The 18,229-nt window shown below is 60.8% G+C and carries 14 protein-coding genes; 6 read left to right on the top strand and 8 right to left on the bottom strand.

The features are described 5' to 3' along the window. Positions 1 to 1,340: 1,340 nt before the first annotated feature. From CKW32_RS06255 to CKW32_RS06230, 6 genes are all read right to left on the bottom strand, one after another. Positions 1,341 to 3,284 (bottom strand): PAS domain-containing hybrid sensor histidine kinase/response regulator, encoded by a 1,944-nt coding sequence (locus tag CKW32_RS06255; RefSeq protein WP_050442845.1) that lies wholly within the window; start codon positions 3,282 to 3,284, stop codon positions 1,341 to 1,343. Then, positions 3,226 to 4,371 (bottom strand): nitric oxide-sensing protein NosP, encoded by a 1,146-nt coding sequence (nosP, locus tag CKW32_RS06250; protein ID WP_032888119.1) that lies wholly within the window; start codon positions 4,369 to 4,371, stop codon positions 3,226 to 3,228. The genes CKW32_RS06255 and nosP overlap by 59 nt, the downstream gene beginning before the upstream one ends. 303 nt (positions 4,372 to 4,674) lie before the next feature. Further along, positions 4,675 to 5,850 carry a porin gene (locus CKW32_RS06245; RefSeq protein WP_095184361.1) on the bottom strand — a complete coding sequence of 392 codons (1,176 nt, stop codon included), beginning with the start codon at positions 5,848 to 5,850 and terminating at the stop codon, positions 4,675 to 4,677. A 157-nt stretch (positions 5,851 to 6,007) separates the two neighbouring features. Next, positions 6,008 to 6,820: a sulfite exporter TauE/SafE family protein gene (locus tag CKW32_RS06240; protein WP_095184360.1), complete on the bottom strand. Its 813-nt coding sequence runs from the start codon at positions 6,818 to 6,820 to the stop codon at positions 6,008 to 6,010. Then, on the bottom strand, positions 6,821 to 8,065 hold the full coding sequence (locus CKW32_RS06235; protein WP_095184359.1) for an FAD/NAD(P)-binding oxidoreductase: 1,245 nt from the start codon (positions 8,063 to 8,065) through the stop codon (positions 6,821 to 6,823). A gap of 51 nt (positions 8,066 to 8,116) precedes the next feature. Further along, positions 8,117 to 8,452 carry a helix-turn-helix transcriptional regulator gene (locus CKW32_RS06230; RefSeq protein WP_017527038.1) on the bottom strand — a complete coding sequence of 112 codons (336 nt, stop codon included), beginning with the start codon at positions 8,450 to 8,452 and terminating at the stop codon, positions 8,117 to 8,119. A 94-nt stretch (positions 8,453 to 8,546) separates the two neighbouring features. Between CKW32_RS06230 and CKW32_RS06225 the strand changes: the two genes are divergently transcribed. Then, complete coding sequence (locus CKW32_RS06225; protein ID WP_032888127.1) at positions 8,547 to 9,410, top strand: MBL fold metallo-hydrolase; 864 nt, start codon at positions 8,547 to 8,549, stop codon at positions 9,408 to 9,410. 58 nt (positions 9,411 to 9,468) lie between these two features. Here CKW32_RS06225 and CKW32_RS06220 read toward each other — a convergent pair whose 3' ends face one another. Then, entirely contained in the window at positions 9,469 to 11,088 is a 1,620-nt protein-coding gene (locus tag CKW32_RS06220; protein ID WP_371853992.1) for a methyl-accepting chemotaxis protein, read from the bottom strand. Between the two features lie 187 nt (positions 11,089 to 11,275). After that, entirely contained in the window at positions 11,276 to 11,758 is a 483-nt protein-coding gene (locus CKW32_RS06215; RefSeq protein WP_015884756.1) for an Lrp/AsnC family transcriptional regulator, read from the bottom strand. A 194-nt stretch (positions 11,759 to 11,952) separates the two neighbouring features. On the opposite strand from CKW32_RS06215, the gene CKW32_RS06210 reads away from it, so the two are divergent. From CKW32_RS06210 to CKW32_RS06190, 5 genes are all read left to right on the top strand, one after another. Then, positions 11,953 to 13,188, top strand: coding sequence for a 3-methyl-2-oxobutanoate dehydrogenase (2-methylpropanoyl-transferring) subunit alpha (locus CKW32_RS06210; protein ID WP_032888133.1), 1,236 nt, complete (start codon positions 11,953 to 11,955; stop codon positions 13,186 to 13,188). A 1-nt stretch (position 13,189) separates the two neighbouring features. Beyond that, positions 13,190 to 14,248: an alpha-ketoacid dehydrogenase subunit beta gene (locus CKW32_RS06205; protein ID WP_032888135.1), complete on the top strand. Its 1,059-nt coding sequence runs from the start codon at positions 13,190 to 13,192 to the stop codon at positions 14,246 to 14,248. Then, the gene (locus tag CKW32_RS06200) at positions 14,249 to 15,505 is read left to right on the top strand and encodes a dihydrolipoamide acetyltransferase family protein (RefSeq protein WP_095184357.1); all 1,257 of its coding nucleotides are present in this window, start codon (positions 14,249 to 14,251) and stop codon (positions 15,503 to 15,505) included. It begins immediately after the preceding gene. Positions 15,506 to 15,509: 4 nt separating this feature from the next. Then, positions 15,510 to 16,889: a dihydrolipoyl dehydrogenase gene (lpdA, locus tag CKW32_RS06195; protein ID WP_095184356.1), complete on the top strand. Its 1,380-nt coding sequence runs from the start codon at positions 15,510 to 15,512 to the stop codon at positions 16,887 to 16,889. A gap of 219 nt (positions 16,890 to 17,108) precedes the next feature. Next, the gene (locus tag CKW32_RS06190; RefSeq protein ID WP_095184355.1) at positions 17,109 to 18,128 is read left to right on the top strand and encodes a branched-chain amino acid aminotransferase; all 1,020 of its coding nucleotides are present in this window, start codon (positions 17,109 to 17,111) and stop codon (positions 18,126 to 18,128) included. Positions 18,129 to 18,229: the final 101 nt, after the last annotated feature.

Genomic DNA, 18,229 nt, shown 5'->3' with positions numbered 1-18,229 from the left:
GGCTCGTGGCAGTCTTGAGTTGCATCGGCCGTACCTGCGCGCCAATCTTCCAGACACAACACCGGTCAAATGTGGGAGGGGGCTTGCTCCCGATAGCAGTGGGTCAGTCGGCATCTACTTGGCTGAAACACCGCCATCGGGGGCAAGCCCCCTCCCACACTTGATCTACGTTTGTCAGGGCCGACCGAGCAGGTGACTCGTGGCGGTCTTGAGCTTCATTGGCCGTACCAGAGCCGCCAATCCTCCAGACACAATACAAATAAAATGTGGGAGGGGGCTTGCTCCCGATAGCGGTGGGTCAGTCGGCATCTACTTGGCTGAAACACCGCCATCGGGGGCAAGCCCCCTCCCACACTTAATCTACGTTTGTCAGGGACGACCGAGCAGGTGGCTCGTGGCAGTATTGAGTTTCATCGGCCGAACCTGCGGCGCCAATCCTCCAGACACAACACAAATAAATGTGGGAGGGGGCTTGCTCCCGATAGCGGTGGGTCAGTCGGCATCCACTTGGCTGAAACACCGCCATCGGGGGCAAGCCCCCTCCCACACTTGATCTCCGTTTGTCAGGGCCGACCGAGCAGGTGGCTCGTGGCAGTCTTGAGCTTCATCGACCGTACCTGCGGCGCCAATCCTCCAAACACAACACAAATAAAATGTGGGAGGGGGCTTGCTCCCGATAGCGGTGTGTCAGTTGGCATCTACTTGGCTGAAACACCGCCATCGGGGGCAAGCCCCCTCCCACACTTGATCTACGTTTGTCAGGGCCGACCGAGGGGTGGCTCATGGCAGTCTTGAGCTTCATTGGCCGTACCTGCGCCGCCAATCCTCCAGACACAACACCGGTCAAATGTGGGAGGGGGCTTGCTCCCGATAGCGGTGGATCAGTCGGCATCCACTTGGCTGAAACACCGCCATCGGGGGCAAGCCCCCTCCCACACTTGATCTACGTTTGTCAGGGACGACCGAGGGGTGGCTCGTGGCGGTCTTGAGCTTCATTGGCCGAACCTGCGGCGCCAATCCTCCAAACACAACACCGGTCAAATGTGGGAGGGGGCTTGCTCCCGATAGCGGTGGGTCAGTCGACATCTACTTGACTGAAACACCGCCATCGGGGGCAAGCCCCCTCCCACACTTGATCTCCGTTTGTCAGGGCCGACCGAGGGGTGGCTCGTGGCGGTCTTGAGCTTCATTGGCCGTACCAGAGCCGCCAATCTTCCAGACACAACACAAATAAAATGTGGGAGGGGGCTTGCTCCCGATAGCGGTGGGTCAGTCGGCATCTACTTGGCTGAAACACCGCCATCGGGGGCAAGCCCCCTCCCACACTTGATCTCCGTTTGTCAGGGCCGACCGAGCAGGTGGCTCATGGCGGTCTTGAGTTTCATCGGGCGTACTGGCTTGTGCATCAAGGTGTGCCCCAATTCGCGGATCTGTTGCTTCAACTCATTGCTGTAGTTGGCGGTGATCATCAGCGCCGGGATTGCACTGGCCCGGCGTGCGTTGATGCGTGCCACGGCATCTACACCGTTCTGGTCGTCGTCGAGGTGATAGTCGGCGATCAGCAAGTCGGCTTCGGCATGGTAGTTGTCCACCTGCCGTGCCAAATCCTGTTCCGACAACGCGGTAATCACCCGGCAGCCCCAGCCTTCCAGCAAGGTGCGCATGCCCGCGCAGATCGCCGCGTCGTTATCCAGCACCCACACCCGTGCGCCTTGCAGGCGTTCGAGCATCGGTTCGCTCATGGCCAGCATCGGCAGTGACTTGGGTGCCGTGGCGCTCAACGGCACCTCCACCGAGAACATCGAGCCCTGGCCCGGCCAGGATTTGACGCTGATGCGATGACCCAGTATCCCCGCGATTTTTTCCACGATCGCCAGCCCCAGGCCCAACCCGCGGTCCTGGTCCGGACGCTGCACATCGCCGCGTTTGAACTCCTGAAAAATCTCCTCCAGCCGCTCCTCGGCAATGCCCATGCCGCTGTCCCACACCTGGATCGACAGGCGCTGGTGCTGGCGGCGACATCCCAGCACCACACGCCCTTTGTAGGTATAGCGAATCGCATTGCTCAGCAGGTTGCGCAGAATCCGCGCCAGCAACTGAATATCACTGCGCACCAGCGCCGAGCAGCCGACAAAATGCAGCTCCAGGCCCTCGCTGCGGGCCAATTCGGTGTATTCGGCAGCCAGGTTGTCGAGCAATTCACTCAGGGCAAACGGTGCGATGTCGGCCTTGATCACTCCGGCATCCAGCTTGGAAATATCCACCAGAGTACCCAGCAGGTTTTCCACGTCTTCCAGGGAATTGCTCACGTTGCGCACCAACTGTTCGCTGGGGCGTTCGAGCAAAGCGCTGGTGAATAATCGCGCAGCGTTCAGCGGTTGCAGCAGGTCGTGGCTGACGGCGGCGAGGAATTTGGTTTTCGACAGGTTGGCCTGTTCGGCTTCGAGCTTGGCTTCGCGCAGGCGGGTTTCCATGCGGCGGCGCTCGTCGATTTCCTTGAGCAACTGGTCGTTAAGCGCAGTGAGTTCCGAGGTGCGCTGGGCGACACGCTGCTCCAAGTGTTGATAGGCCTGATGCAGGGCCTCGGCGGTGCGGCGGCGTTCGGTGATGTCGCGGATCAGCACAAAGATCCCCACCACTTCGCCACTGGCCAGCAGATTGGGGACATAGGAGCGCAGCATGTAGCGCTCCTGGTTATTGATATTGGTCTCGGCGAATTCAAAGGTCACGCTCTCCCCCGCCAAGGCGCGGGCGACGTAGGCGTCCAGGCGCTGGCAGTGCTGTTCGCTGTGGACCTCGCGCAGGCTCTGGCCGAGCATCATGCCGCGCGGCCAGCAGTACCATTCTTCGTAGACTTTGTTGGTGAACTCGTAGACCAGGTCAGCATTCAGGTAGCCGATCAGGGCCGGAACGTGGTCGGTGATCAAGCGAATCCAGCGCTCGCTTTCCTGGGCTTTCTGCGCCGCCACCTGTTCGCCGCGCAGAGTTTCGGCACGCAGCCGGGCGTTGATCAGCAAGTGGTTGCTGGCCTTGAGTTCGGCCATCGCCTGGTTCAGCGCGTCGGTGCGTTCACGCACTTGCTCGGCCAGTACCACCGAATGCTGGAAGGTGGTGTAGGGGTTGTTGCCCTGGGTCACGCCGGACTCGATGCGCTCGATCAGCGCGGCGTTGATCCGCGCCAGCTTGTGGTTGTCCTGTTGCAGCTGGGCAACCTGGGCGAGCAGTTCAGCGCCGGCCTCGGGCAATGGCGACCCCGGTGAAGGTCTGGTTGATATGCATGCCATTGAACTGTTCTCCGTAGGTGTTGAACCCCATCACCCGCTGGTCACGCAGGAAGCCGCCGATCTGTTCCAGATTGTCACTGTCTTCCAGCTCAAGGCGGCGCAGGAAGCAGTCGCAGCCGATGGTCAACAGCAGGTCGCCAAGGCGCGCTTGCAGGCCGTCGAACAGCGTTTGCAGGTTCGGCAGGATCGGCCCGGGCTTCATCACGGTGAGGACGATGCCGTTTTCCACGGCGCAGTAGAAACTCAGGCTCAAGTCGTCGTGCACTTGCTGGATCGCGCGTACGTAATACTGATCGTGGATGCGCACCGCCAGCGGGTGCGCCGCGAACACGCGGTGATCGAGATCGGCCACGGCCACGCCGATATGCCGCGCGTACTCTTCGGCGGCAGGTTCGGCGTTGAGCTCGAAGACCCGGCGCGACGGGCTGTCGGCGCCGGTCACCACCAGCTTTTCACTGCGCGGCAGAATGTGGTGGGTGGTAAACACCTCGAAGTCCAGCCAGGTATTGACCAACACCACCACCGCCGCGCCGCTGTGGAAGGCGCCGTTAAAGTACACGTGGGTGTGGGTGAGGAAGTTGTCGTCGCCGGCCGAACCGCCAAAATGCGGAATGTCGCCAAGCGCGGCGCTGAGGGCCGCGAGCACCACCTCTTCACGGCTGGACAGGCCATCGAGCAGGGTCAGGGCGAACGTGTTGCCCTTGATCGGCGCCAGGGTATTGCTGCGGCAACCGCCGACCAGGCGTTCGACCATCTGCTGGGCGTCGATCAGGCTGAAGTGTTCCACCTGATCGATCAGCTCGGTGGCGATGGAAAAGTGCGCGTGGTTAAAGCCCATCGCCGTCACGCAATTGCGGCCGTAGCCCTGGGGCGTGATCTCGCCGGCGCTGGTGCAACCCACCACGCGCACGTTACCGAAGCACTGTTGCAGGGCCTGGCCCAACGCCTGCAAATCGTAGGAGGCCGAACAGAAAAACAGCACAAACCCCAGGTAAGGGTGCAGCAGTTGACGGGCCAACTCCTCAGCCGCCTGCCCGGCGTCGGTGGCCTGGGACATGGCGCTGATTACGCCTTCACTGTTATGCATCGTTGGTTCCCCCTCTGAGGCATGAGTGTACGAAGGGCGGGGGGTGGGACCTATGCTACTTGGGTACTGGGTGGGGGGATGCGATGGGATGAGTCTCTCCACTGACCGATCCAGCCCATCGGGGCAAAGGTATCTACACCTTGCCTAAAAGCCGACACATAACGCGGTGGTGAGCGGGCTTGCCCCGCTCACCACGAAAGCACTATTTTCCCAGAATGTGTTTTCACCAAAGAGGTGTAGATACCTCTGCCTGTGGGGGGCAAGTCGAATCGTCGCACCGCCCCTCCCCCATTTTTGAATGGCTTACCACGTCAGGACTGCACCTACCGCAAAGGTATCGGTGTCTTCATTCTGCGCACGGGTGTCATGCCCCTTGATCTGGAATTGGTTGTACTCCGCCACCAGCTTCAGGTTGTCGTTCACGTCATGAAACAACGCAATCCCGCGCGTCTCATAATCCGCCCCGCTGCCCACCACGCCGTTGCCGTCGTCCTCTGTCTTGCCGTAGGACAGCGCCAGACGGTTCTTGCCCACTTTGTACGAGCCTTGCACCAGGTAACCGTTGCTGTCCACATTGCGCAGGGTGGCTTCCCCGGCATTGTTGGTGAAGAACGGGTTGATGCCCTTGGCCTGGAAGCCCGAACCGGTCAGCGACAAGCCGCCGATTTTCGCCTGTACGCCATAGCCCAGGCCTTTGGACGTCACCGATTCGACGCTGGAGTCGGTGTTGTCCGAAGTCTGGTAGCTGCCATTGAGCCAGCTGTAGATCTTCGCCCCGCCCAGGTCGAACTGGTAGGTGATCTCGCTCTCGGTGCGCGGGTTCTTCTGGTAGGCCTTGCCCAGTGCGCTGCTGTCGTTGGTGTCCACCGGGTCCATGATGCCTACAGCCACGCGCAGGCCGTCCATCATTGGAGTGCGGTAGGTAATCTGCGAGGTGGGGAACGGGTACGGGTAGCCGCTGCCGATATTGCCGAACGACACACCGCCGCCGTCCACCAGGCCAAGGCTGTCGCTGACCTGGCCGTAACCGGCGAGCAGTTCATCGAGCAGGATATTGGAACGGGCGAACAGGCCGAAGTCCTTGCCGATCAGCACTTCGCCCCACTCTGGGTTCGCCACGGTGCCGTAAAACTGGCGCACATCGATGGCGGTGTCGGTGCCGTTGGTTTCGCTGTCGTTGATCGTCACCCAGAACGAGGCGCGGGCGCCGAGCTTGAGGTCGTCGACCTGCTTGCCCATGTTGAAGCCCAAGTAGTTGGGCAGAAAACCCATCTTCACCCGGGATTGGCGGCGGTCGTATTGGTCGCCGGCGCGGTCCACGTCACTGTTGACGTAGAAAGCGTTGATGTAGCCGTCGGTGGAAAAGGTGGTTTCGTCCTTGTCGTACAGCATGATTTCGGCGTCAGCGAACGGGCTGAGGCTAAGGCCGACGATAAAAGCAGGTAACAGACGCAGGGGGAGATTTTTATTGTTATGCATGGCGCGCTCCGCAACGGGGACTTGATGTCGGAGGCGATTATCGAAAAGCGCCAGGCCACGGCCTACGCTGCCTTGGCCGTGGTTTCAGGGTGCTTTGGACGGGCAGCGGGTGCCCGGCAACTCTGGTGTAAGACGGGCCCAGTCACAGGCCCGGCACTTAGTGCGTAAGACCGGCCTTGGCCAACATGCCCACAGCCACCAGTACACACAGACTGGCAAACCCCACCTGCAAGGTGCGCGCGGGGATCACGGAACACAGGCGCCGGCCGACCAGCATGCCGACGATACTGGCGGCGATAAACACCCAGCCCACCGGTTCGATGCTCACACCGGCATGCAAGGCACCGGCCACGCCGATCAGCGAGATCAGGCTGATCACCATCAACGAGGTGGCGACGATGCCGCGCATCTGTACGTCGGTGAGTTGTTTGAACGCCGGCACGATCAGGAAGCCTCCGCCCACGCCGAGCAAACCGGAGACCGCACCGGTCACGGCGCCGAGCGCGGCCAGGGTGGCGCTGCATTTGGCGGTCCAGGCCAGGCGTCCAGTCTGTTGATTGAGCATGCAGTTCTTCTGGCCCCAGGAGGCGGCGCCGTGATCACTCGGCCCGGCCTCGACCTTTTCACGCTGCAACATGCGCCAGGCCACCAGCACCATCAGCGCACTGAACAAGCCCATCAGCACCGGTTCCGTCATTTGGTGAGCAAGAAACACCCCCAGCGGCGAAAACAGCGCGCCGAGCAAGGCGATCAGCAGCGCGGCGCGGTAACGCACCAGGCCGTGGCGCAAGCCATCAATCGCACCGACGGCCGCCGCCGCGCCCACCGCCAGCAAAGACACCGGCGCGGCCTGGGTCATGCTCAAGCCCAATCCCAGCACCAACGCCGGCACCCCAAGGATGCCGCCGCCCGCACCGGTCAGGCCCATGACAAGGCCCATCAACACACCCAACACACTGGCCAGCAGCATTCAGTCCACCTTGCTCAGACGGGTCAGCCACTCGCGGCCCTTGAGCATGCCGTTCCAGTAGAACCACGGCAGCAGCGTAGCCTTGAGGAACCACATCGAACGGCGCGCCTTGGTCGGATCGAGGGCGAAGGTCGGCAGCAACTTGCCGCCGTAGCCGAACTCGGCAAGCACCACCTTGCCCTTCTCCACCGTCAGCGGGCAGGACCCGTAGCCGTCGTACTTGAGCGGCAAGGTTGCTTGCTTACGCAGGGCCAGCAGGTTTTCGGCAACCACCACGATCTGCTTGCGCACAGCGGCGGCGGTCTTGGCGTTGGTGGTGCCGCACACATCGCCCAGGCCGAAGATGTGCGGGTAGTGCAGGTGTTGCAGGGTATGGGGGTGCACTTCACACCAACCGGCGGCGTCGGCCAGCGGGCTTTGGCGGATAAAGTCCGGGGCGACTTGCGGCGGGACGACGTGCAGCAGGTCGAAGGATTTCTCTTCAACCGTTGTATTGCCCTCGGCGTCTTTCACTGCAAACCAGGCCTTGCGTGCCGGACCGTCAACTTTCACCAGATTGGAATTGAACGCCAGGCGCGCGTTGTATTTTTCAACGTACTTCATCAACGGCGGCACAAAGGTCGCCACCCCGAACAGCGCCGCGCCGGCCAGGTTGAATTCCACATCAATGTGCTTGAGACGGCCCTGCTTGAGCCAGTGATCGCAGGACAGGTACATGGCTTTCTGCGGCGCGCCGGCGCATTTGATCGGCATGGCCGGCTGGGTGAAGATCGCCTTGCCGCCCTTCAACTGCTGCACCAACTGCCAGGTGTAGGCGGCGTATTCGTAGCTGTAGTTGGAGGTGACGCCGTGCTGACCGAGGGTGTCTTGCAAGCCCTCGATAGCCTCCCAGGCCAGGCGCAGGCCGGGACACACGATGAGATGCTGCCAACTCACGCGCTGGCCGCTGTCGAGTAAGAGGGTTTGCTCGTCCGGCAGCACCTCGCTGACCGCTGCCTGTATCCAGGTGACGCCATTAGGCAGCACGTCGGCCAACGGGCGGCGGGTCTTTTTCAGGTCATAGGCGCCGCCGCCCACGAGGGTCCAGGCCGGCTGGTAGCAATGGTGGTCGTTGGGTTCGATGAGGGTGATGTTCAGGTCGGGGTCGCGCTTGAGCAGGCTGGCCAGCAGGCCGATGCCAGCCGAACCGCCGCCGATGACAACGATATCGCCACTGATGGATGGGCCCCAGTGTTGTTCGGTCATGGTCTGATGCCTTTTATCGTCAATGCACACAAGGGTCGTTGCCGTATGGCGTCACGCCCAGCTTTTTATGACCGCGCCGCAGTACAGCCCGGACAGGGTTTTCATCACTTGGATCACTTCGTGGCTGGCCAGCCCGTAGAAGATGTACTTGCCTTCCCGACGGGTGGCGACCAACCCTTCGTCGCGCAAGATGCCCAACTGTTGTGACAAGGTGGGCTGGCGCACACCGGTCATGGTTTCCAGCTCGCCGACGTTGCGCTCGCCCTGGGTCAACTGGCACAGGATCAACAGGCGATCCTCATTGGCCAGGGCCTTGAGCAACGCACAGGCCTTGGACGCCGACGCGCGCAACTGGGCGACTTCGCCTTCACTCAGAGTAGATTCCATTTGCCTCGGGTCCTTTGCCTCACTTAAGCTCAAAACATTATGTGTAAATGTAAAGTGATTGTAATCACTTTTTTCAGCATCAGGGGCAGCCGTCATGTCAGCGTTGATTCATTCCTTTCTGGACGAGACGTCGTCGACCTACACCTACGTCGTCTATGAAACGGACGGCGGCCCCTGTGCCATCGTCGATTCGGTCCTCAACTACGACCCGGCTTCCGGGCGTACTGACACCGCCCAGGCCGACAAGGTTATTGCCTTTGTGCGTGAGCACAGCTTGCAAGTGCAGTGGCTGTTGGAGACACACGCCCATGCCGACCACCTGTCCGCCGCGCCGTACCTGCGCCGGACAGTGGGCGGCAAGATCGCCATTGGTCAGTCGATCAGCAAGGTGCAAGGCGTGTTCAAGAACCTGTTCAACCTGGAGCCGGAATTTCGCGTCGACGGCTCGCAGTTCGACCACCTGTTTGCGCCGGATGAAATCTTTCACATCGGCAACCTCAAGGCCCAGGCGCTGCACGTGCCCGGCCACACCCCGGCGGACATGGCTTATCTGATCGAGGATCGATTGATCCTGGTCGGCGACACCCTGTTCATGCCCGATGTCGGCACGGCCCGCTGCGACTTCCCTGGCGGCGATGCGCGACAGCTGTATGCGTCGATGCGCAAGCTGTTGGCCTTCGCTCCCGACACGCAGCTGTACGTGTGCCATGACTACCCGCCCGAGGGTCGCGAGGCAAAATGCCTGACGACCGTGGCGCAGCAGCGAGCGGGCAATATTCATGTGCATGACGGAGTGGATGAAGCGACGTTTGTGGCGATGCGCACCCAACGCGATGCTGGGCTGGGGATGCCCACGCTGTTGTTGCCGGCGATCCAAGTGAATGTGCGGGCCGGTCATATGCCGCCAGCGGAGGCAAACGGGGTGGTTTACTTGAAGATTCCGTTGAACCAGCTCTAAAGCCGCCCCGCATGGCGTCCATGCCATTGAATGTTCCGAGGGTGTTACGCAGGTGTGATCAGGCTACGGCAAATTTCGACACGATCTGCTTGAGGTCCACCGCCAGCCGCGACAGCTCTTGGCTGGCAATCGACGTCTGCCCGGCCGCCGAAGAACTCTGAATGGAAAGATCACGGATGCTGATCAGGTTCTGGTCCACCGAGCGGGCCACATGGGCCTGTTCTTCAGAGGCCGTGGCGATCAACAGGTTGCGGTCATTGATGTCGGTAATGGCGTCGGTGATCTGAGTAATCGCGGCACCCGCTTCATGGGCGATCTTCAATGAATCCACTGCTTCGTTGCGGTTAAGGGCCATGGAAGACACCGCTTCGCTGGAGCATGTTTGGATTTTCGCGATCATCTGCTCGATTTCCTGGGTCGAGGTCTGGGTTCTATGGGCCAATGCCCGTACTTCGTCGGCGACGACCGCAAAGCCTCGGCCCTGCTCCCCTGCCCTGGCCGCCTCAATGGCAGCGTTCAAGGCCAGCAGGTTGGTTTGCTCGGCAATTGAACGGATCACTTCAACCACTCGGGCAATATCCTGGGCCTGCTTGGCCAGCCCTTCGACTTCGACGCCGGTCTGCTGCACCGTGGCGCTGAGCTTCTCGATGGAGGCGATGGTTTGCTTCACACGCTCCTGGCCGACTTTGGCCGAGCGCTGGGAATCCTGTGTGGACTGGGAAGCCGACACCGCATTGCGCGCCACTTCTTCCACGGCCGCCGTCATTTCGTTAACCGCCGTCGCGGCCTGATCGGTTTCCATGCTTTGGCGTTCAATACCGGCGCTGGACTCGCGGGTAATGGCGCTCATCTCCTCCGCCGCCGCAGCCAATTGCCCGGACGCTTCCGAGATATGCTGCAAGGTGCTTTTCAGGTTCATTTGCATAGACGCGGTAGATCGTTGCAACTCGGTCAACTCGTCGTTGCCATTGATGGCAATCGCCACGCGCAGATCGCCGTCAGCAATCTTGCCGGTCGATACCAACAGTTCGCGGACTGGAGTAATGATGCTGCGGGTAAACAGGCTTGCAACCACGACGGTGATCATCAAGGAGGTGCCCATCAATATCCAAGTGAACAGACGCGCCGCGTCATATTCGCTGGAAGCCACCTGAACCGCCGTATTGGAGCCACCGGAATTCAACGCGATCAACTCGCTGATGGAACGCTGTACATCAAGGGCAATCGGCCCGTTGACGTCACGCAAATAAGTCGACATCTGTTCAGCGGACAGCGTGGAGGCTTGCGCGAGGAACTCATCCATCTTCTGGCTGTAGTTCTTTATGCCGGTCAATGCGTCGTTGTACTTGGCTTGTTCTTCGGGGCTTGAGACTAACGGCGCATAACGCTCTGCAATATCAAGGGCTTCCTTGCGCGTCGCTTTGAGCTTCTCAAGGGAGGCCGGATCCTGGCGCCCGATATCCATGGCATAGCGGCGTAGATCAAGACGCAGTTTGTAAAAAGCCGAATCTATTTCACCTGCCGAACGAATACTGGGAAGCCAGTTAGATTCGATTTCAACCGTCGATGAATAGACTTTATCGACTTTTATCAGCGTCATTGCTCCTTGGATCAACAGCAAAAGACACACCACACCAAAACAAAGTGTGGTACGGAAGTTCAGCTTCAAGGCTCTCATGGACATCGCGGCGCACCCCTTTCCTGGGCCGCGAACTTCACGGCCTGATGGGGATTAATGTGTTAAACCAGACGTGAAAAATACGTGACTAATTAGGTATTTTTTTATTGGCAACCCTAAATATTTAAATAGCGAGTTTAGTTGTCTAGCTAACTATTAACGTGCCAAGGGAAACCGCGCCACTTTATTAGACCATCAGTCCATCTCTTGGCAGCGGCAATGCTGTTTTGTAACGCACTTGTTTGAGGGCAAAACTGGAGCGGATATTCGCCACCCCCGGTACCTTGGTCAGAAAGTCCATCATGAACCGCTCCAGCGACTGGATCGTCGGCACCAACACCCGAATCAAATAGTCCGGATCACCGGCCATCAAATAGCACTCCATCACCTCGGGCCGGTCGGAAATCGCGCCTTCGAACTGCTGCAACGCCAGTTCGTTCTGCTTTTCAAGGCTCACATGGATAAACACGTTGACGTGCAGCCCCAGTAAATCGGCGTCGAGCAGCGTGACCTGCTCGCGAATCAGGCCCAATTCCTCCATCGCCTTGACCCGATTGAAACACGGCGTGGGCGACAGGTTGACCGAGCGGGCCAGGTCGGCGTTGGTGATGCGGGCATTCTCCTGCAGAGCGTTGAGAATGCCGATATCGGTACGGTCCAGTTTGCGCATGAGACAAAATCACCTGTTTATTATGTTTATGCAGGTTTTTTATCCGCAATTGATCCCAGGCGCAACGAAACAGAGATAAATATTCTTCTACGCCACGCCTATGATTGTTGTAGGACAAGATTTCTTCTACCCGAAGACTGACTGTCAGCTAGCGCGCCCACTACAAGAAATTCACAAGATCGAGCGTAGAAGCCATGACCCAGCAGTACGAACCACTGCGCCTGCACGTCCCTGAACCCTCGGGCCGACCAGGCTGCAAGACCGACTTCACCTACCTGCGCCTGACCGACGCCGGCCTGGTGCGAAAACCCGCCATCGACGTAGAACCCGCCGACACCGCCGACCTGGCCAAGGGCCTGATCCGCGTACTCGACGACCAGGGCCAAGCCTTGGGACCGTGGGCCGAAGGCGTCTCCACTGACATCATGCGCAAAGGCATGCGTGCGATGCTCAAGACGCGCATCTTCGACAACCGCATGGTGGTCGCACAGCGTCAGAAAAAAATGTCGTTCTACATGCAAAGCCTCGGCGAAGAAGCCATCGGCAGCGCCCAGGCCCTGGCCTTGAACATCGACGACATGTGCTTCCCCACCTACCGCCAGCAAAGCATCCTGATGGCCCGCGAAGTGCCACTGGTGGACCTGATCTGCCAGCTGCTGTCCAACGAGCGCGACCCGCTCAAGGGTCGCCAGTTGCCGATCATGTATTCGGTGAAAGACGCCGGCTTCTTCACCATTTCCGGCAACCTCGCCACCCAATTCGTTCAGGGCGTGGGCTGGGGCATGGCCTCGGCGATCAAGGGCGATACCAAGATCGCCTCGGCCTGGATCGGCGACGGCGCCACCGCCGAATCCGACTTCCACACCGCCCTCACCTTTGCCCACGTGTACCGCGCGCCGGTGATTCTCAACGTGGTCAACAACCAATGGGCTATCTCCACCTTCCAGGCCATCGCCGGCGGTGAAGCCACCACTTTCGCCGGACGCGGCGTCGGTTGCGGCATCGCTTCCCTGCGCGTGGACGGCAACGACTTTATCGCCGTGTACGCTGCCTCCGCCTGGGCCGCTGAACGTGCGCGGCGCAACCTCGGCCCGAGCCTGATCGAGTGGGTCACCTACCGTGCCGGTCCGCACTCCACGTCCGATGATCCGTCCAAATACCGCCCCGCCGATGACTGGAGCCACTTCCCGTTGGGCGATCCGATTGCTCGTCTCAAACAGCACCTGATCAAGATTGGCCAGTGGTCCGAAGAGGAACACGCGGCGGTCAGTGCTGAACTTGAAGCCGAGGTGATCGCCGCGCAGAAACAGGCCGAACAGTACGGCACCCTGGCCGGTGGCCAGATTCCAAGCGCCGCGACCATGTTCGAAGACGTCTATAAAGAGATGCCGGAGCACTTGAAGCGCCAGCGTCAAGAGTTGGGGGTCTGACATGAACGATCACAACAACAGCATCGAATTGGAAACCGCCATGACCACCACCACCATGACCATGATCCAGGCCCTGCGCTCGGCCATGGATGTGATGCTTGAACGTGATGACAACGTGGTGGTGTTCGGCCAGGACGTGGGTTACTTCGGCGGTGTGTTCCGTTGCACCGAAGGCTTGCAGACCAAGTACGGCAGCTCGCGGGTGTTCGACGCACCGATCTCGGAAAGCGGCATTATCGGCGTGGCCGTGGGCATGGGTGCCTATGGCCTGCGCCCGGTGGCTGAGATTCAGTTTGCCGACTATGTGTACCCCGCCACCGACCAGATCATCTCCGAAGCGGCGCGCCTGCGTTATCGCTCGGCCGGCCAGTTCACGGCACCGCTGACCATGCGCATGCCCTGCGGCGGCGGCATCTACGGCGGCCAGACCCACAGCCAGAGCATCGAAGCGGTGTTCACCCAGGTCTGCGGCCTGCGCACGGTGATGCCGTCCAACCCCTATGACGCCAAGGGCCTGCTGATCGCCTCGATCGAAAACGATGACCCGGTGATCTTCCTTGAGCCTAAACGCCTGTACAACGGCCCGTTCGACGGCCATCACGACCGCCCGGTAACCCCGTGGTCGAAACACCCGCAAGCGCAGGTGCCGGACGGTTACTACACCGTGCCGCTGGACGTGGCCGCCATTGTGCGTCCGGGTTCGGCAGTCACCGTGCTGACCTACGGCACCACCGTGTATGTGTCCCAAGTCGCTGCCGAAGAAACCGGCATCGACGCCGAAGTCATCGACCTGCGTAGCCTGTGGCCGCTGGACCTGGAGACCATCGTCAAATCCGTGAAGAAGACCGGCCGTTGCGTGGTGGTACACGAAGCCACCCGCACCTGCGGTTTTGGTGCCGAGTTGGTGGCGCTGGTGCAAGAGCATTGCTTCCACCACCTGGAAGCGCCGATCGAACGCGTCACCGGTTGGGACACCCCTTACCCGCACGCGCAGGAGTGGGCGTATTTCCCAGGCCCGTCCCGAGTGGGCGCGGCGTTGAAACGGGTCATGGAGGTCTGAATGGGCACGCACGTTATCAAGATGCCGGACATTGGCGAAGGCATCGCGGAAGTTGAACTGTCGGTCTGGCATGTGAAGGTCGGCGACATGGTCGTCGAAGACCAGGTGCTGGCGGATGTGATGACCGACAAGGCGATGGTGGATATTCCCTCGCCGGTGCACGGCAAAGTGATTTCCCTTGGCGGCGAGCCGGGTGAAGTGATGGCCGTGGGCAGTATTCTGATCAGCATTGAAGTAGAAGGTGCGGGCAACGCCAAGGAGGCGCCCGTGGTGGCGGAGCCGGTGAAAGCTGCTCCCGTTGTCGAGGCCAAACCTACACCAGTGGTTGAAAGCAAGCCCGCGCCCGTCGTGACCGCACAGGCCCCTGTGGCCCGCGATGCCGATGAACGCCCCCTGGCCTCCCCCGCCGTGCGCAAGCATGCGCTGGATGCCGGAATTCAACTGCGGCTGGTCCAGGGCTCCGGCCCCGCCGGGCGGATCCTGCACGAAGACCTCGATGCCTACCTGCAACAAGGGGCGTCAAACGCTTCGACGGCAGCCAACCCTTACGCCGAACGCAACACCGAAGAACAGATCCCGGTGATCGGCATGCGCCGCAAGATTGCCCAGCGCATGCAGGACGCCACCCGCCGTGCCGCGCACTTCAGCTATGTGGAAGAGATCGACGTCACCGCCCTCGACGAGCTGCGCGTGCACCTCAACGAGAAGCATGGCGCGACGCGCGGCAAGCTGACGTTACTGCCGTTTATCGTGCGCGCCATGGTCGTGGCGCTGCGGGATTTCCCGCAGATCAACGCGCGTTATGACGACGAAGCCCAGGTCATCACCCGCCTCGGCGCGGTGCATGTGGGCGTCGCCACCCAGAGCGACGTGGGCTTGATGGTGCCGGTGGTGCGTCACGCCGAAGCCCGCAGCCTGTGGGGCAATGCCGAGGAAATCGCGCGTTTGGCCACGGCCGCGCGCAATGGCAAGGCCAGTCGTGACGAGTTGTCGGGTTCGACCATTACCTTGACCAGCCTGGGCGCCTTGGGCGGCATCGTCAGCACCCCGGTGCTTAACTTGCCGGAGGTGGCCATCGTTGGCGTCAACCGTATCGTTGAGCGGCCGATGGTGATCAAGGGCCAGATCGTGATTCGCAAAATGATGAACCTCTCCAGCTCCTTCGATCACCGCGTGGTCGATGGCATGGACGCGGCGCAATTCATCCAGGCCATTCGCGGCCTGCTCGAACAACCCGCCAGCCTGTTCCTGGAGTAAGGGCATGACTCAGACATTGCATACCACGCTGCTGATTATCGGCGGCGGCCCTGGCGGTTATGTGGCAGCCATTCGCGCCGGCCAACTGGGCATACCGACCATCCTGGTGGAAGGCCAGGCGTTGGGCGGCACCTGCCTGAACATCGGCTGCATTCCGTCCAAGGCCTTGATCCATGTGGCCGAGCAGTTTCAGCAAACCATCCACCATAGCCAGGGTTCGCAACTGGGTATCGAAGTGGATGTGCCGACCCTGGACATCCGCAAAAGCGTTGAATGGAAAAACGGCATCGTCGACCGCCTGACCACTGGCGTCGCCGCACTGCTTAAAAAGCACAAAGTGCAGGTGATCCACGGCTGGGCCAAGGTGGTGGACGGCAAGACCGTCGACGTTGGCGACCAGCGCATCCAGTGCGAACACCTGCTGCTGGCCACCGGTTCGAAAAGCGTCAACCTGCCGATGCTGCCAATTGGCGGGCCGATCATCTCCTCCACCGAAGCCCTGGCGCCGACCCGGGTGCCCAAGCGCCTGATTGTGGTGGGCGGCGGCTACATTGGCCTTGAGCTGGGGATTGCCTACCGCAAGCTGGGTGCTGAGGTGAGTGTGGTCGAGGCCCAGGATCGCATCCTGCCGGCTTACGACGCCGAGCTGACCCAGCCGGTGAACGAATCTCTCAAGCAACTGGGGGTGAAGCTGTACCTCAAGCACAGCGTCACCGGGTTTGCCGACAACTGCCTGCAAGTGCGTGATCCGAACGGCGACACGGTGTCGCTGAAGACCGATCAGGTCCTGGTGGCCGTGGGTCGCAAACCCAACACCCAAGGCTGGAACCTTGAAGCGCTGAACCTGGCGATGAATGGCGCGGCAATCAAGATCGACAGCCGTTGCCAGACCAGCATGCGCAATGTGTACGCCATCGGCGACTTGAGCGGCGAGCCGATGCTCGCCCACCGCGCCATGGCCCAGGGCGAAATGGTTGCCGAACTGATCAGCGGTCAACACCGCGAATTCAACCCGGCGGCAATCCCGGCGGTGTGCTTTACCGACCCGGAACTGGTGGTGGTCGGCAAGACGCCCGATGAAGCCAAGGCCGCCGGCCTGGACTGCATCGTGTCGAGTTTCCCCTTCGCAGCCAACGGCCGGGCGATGACCCTGGAGTCGAAAACCGGCTTCGTGCGAGTGGTGGCGCGGCGTGACAATCATCTGATTGTCGGCTGGCAGGCCGTGGGTGTGGGTGTATCTGAGCTGTCCACTGCGTTCGGCCTGAGCCTGGAAATGGGTTCGCGCCTGGAGGATGTAGCCGGCACCATCCACGCTCATCCGACGCTCGGCGAGGCGGTGCAGGAAGCTGCGCTGCGCGCATTGGGCCACGCGTTGCATCTGTAAAACCGTGGTGAGGCCATCGGGGGCAAGTCGAATCGTCGCACCGCCCCTCCCACAGGGGAATGCATTCCACATGTGGGACGGGGCTTGCCCCCCGATAGCGGTGGATCGGTCAATACAGAGGCTGAAGGCGTCCACGCAGTGGCTCCCACACAAGCCAAGAATGAAGTATTGTTGCGCCCATTCAGAAAAAAACCGACTTGACCAAAGATAGAGGGTGTCATGGGTAACGAAAGCATCAATTGGGACAAGCTGGGTTTTGACTACATCAAGACCGACAAACGGTATATCCAGACCTTTAAAGACGGCGAGTGGCAAGCAGGCTCCCTGACTGACGACAACGTGCTGCACATCAGTGAGGGCTCCACCGCTCTGCACTATGGCCAGCAGTGCTTTGAAGGCCTCAAGGCCTACCGCTGCAAGGACGGCTCGATCAACCTGTTCCGTCCGGACCAGAACGCCGCGCGCATGCAACGCAGCTGCGCCCGCCTGCTGATGCCCCATGTGCCGACCGACGTGTTCATCGACGCCTGCAAACAGGTGGTCAAGGCCAACGAGCGTTTCATCCCGCCGTACGGCAGTGGCGGCGCGCTGTACCTGCGCCCGTTCGTGATCGGTACCGGTGACAACATCGGCGTGCGTACCGCGCCGGAGTTCATCTTCTCGGTGTTCTGCATTCCGGTCGGTGCCTACTTCAAGGGCGGCCTGGTGCCACACAACTTCCAGATCTCCACCTTCGACCGCGCTGCGCCACAAGGCACCGGTGCTGCGAAAGTGGGCGGCAACTACGCGGCCAGCTTGATGCCGGGCTCTGAAGCGAAAAAATCCGGTTTCGCCGATGCGATCTACCTGGACCCGATGACCCACTCGAAGATCGAAGAAGTCGGCTCGGCCAACTTCTTCGGGATCACCCACGACAACAAGTTCATCACGCCGAAGTCGCCTTCGGTGCTGCCAGGCATCACCCGCCTGTCGCTGATCGAACTGGCCAAGACCCGCCTGGGCCTGGAAGTGGTCGAAGGCGAAGTGTTCATCGACAAGCTGGCTGACTTCAAGGAAGCCGGCGCCTGCGGTACTGCTGCGGTGATCTCGCCGATCGGCGGCATCCAGTACAACGGCAACCTGCATGTGTTCCACAGCGAAACCGAAGTCGGCCCGATCACCCAGAAGCTCTACAAAGAGCTGACCGGTGTGCAGACCGGCGACGTCGAAGCACCAGCGGGTTGGATCGTGAAGGTCTAACAGCCTCAACGCATATCCCATGTGGGAGGGGGCTTGCCCCCGATAGCAGTGGGTCAGTCAATGAATCTGTTGACTGATACATCGCCATCGGGAGCAAGCCC

Source organism: Pseudomonas sp. Irchel 3H9 (genome assembly GCF_900187495.1).
In the GTDB taxonomy this organism is placed as follows: domain Bacteria; phylum Pseudomonadota; class Gammaproteobacteria; order Pseudomonadales; family Pseudomonadaceae; genus Aquipseudomonas; species Aquipseudomonas sivasensis.
The sequence above is the reverse complement of the archived record's forward strand: the minus strand, read 5'-3'. Positions and strand labels throughout refer to the sequence as shown.

Excerpts from the sequence above, each read along its gene's own strand:
- CKW32_RS06200 (WP_095184357.1), top strand. The coding sequence starts at position 14,249 with ATGGGCACGCACGTTATCAAGATGCCGGACATTGGCGAAGGCATCGCG.
- CKW32_RS06240 (WP_095184360.1), bottom strand. The coding sequence starts at position 6,820 with ATGCTGCTGGCCAGTGTGTTGGGTGTGTTGATGGGCCTTGTCATGGGC.
- CKW32_RS06225 (WP_032888127.1), top strand. The coding sequence starts at position 8,547 with ATGTCAGCGTTGATTCATTCCTTTCTGGACGAGACGTCGTCGACCTAC.
- lpdA (WP_095184356.1), top strand. The coding sequence starts at position 15,510 with ATGACTCAGACATTGCATACCACGCTGCTGATTATCGGCGGCGGCCCT.
- CKW32_RS06210 (WP_032888133.1), top strand. The coding sequence starts at position 11,953 with ATGACCCAGCAGTACGAACCACTGCGCCTGCACGTCCCTGAACCCTCG.
- CKW32_RS06215 (WP_015884756.1), bottom strand. The coding sequence starts at position 11,758 with ATGCGCAAACTGGACCGTACCGATATCGGCATTCTCAACGCTCTGCAG.
- nosP (WP_032888119.1), bottom strand. The coding sequence starts at position 4,371 with ATGCATAACAGTGAAGGCGTAATCAGCGCCATGTCCCAGGCCACCGAC.
- CKW32_RS06220 (WP_371853992.1), bottom strand. The coding sequence starts at position 11,088 with ATGAGAGCCTTGAAGCTGAACTTCCGTACCACACTTTGTTTTGGTGTG.
- CKW32_RS06245 (WP_095184361.1), bottom strand. The coding sequence starts at position 5,850 with ATGCATAACAATAAAAATCTCCCCCTGCGTCTGTTACCTGCTTTTATC.
- CKW32_RS06205 (WP_032888135.1), top strand. The coding sequence starts at position 13,190 with ATGAACGATCACAACAACAGCATCGAATTGGAAACCGCCATGACCACC.
- CKW32_RS06255 (WP_050442845.1), bottom strand. The coding sequence starts at position 3,284 with ATGGCATGCATATCAACCAGACCTTCACCGGGGTCGCCATTGCCCGAG.
- CKW32_RS06230 (WP_017527038.1), bottom strand. The coding sequence starts at position 8,452 with ATGGAATCTACTCTGAGTGAAGGCGAAGTCGCCCAGTTGCGCGCGTCG.
- CKW32_RS06235 (WP_095184359.1), bottom strand. The coding sequence starts at position 8,065 with ATGACCGAACAACACTGGGGCCCATCCATCAGTGGCGATATCGTTGTC.
- CKW32_RS06190 (WP_095184355.1), top strand. The coding sequence starts at position 17,109 with ATGGGTAACGAAAGCATCAATTGGGACAAGCTGGGTTTTGACTACATC.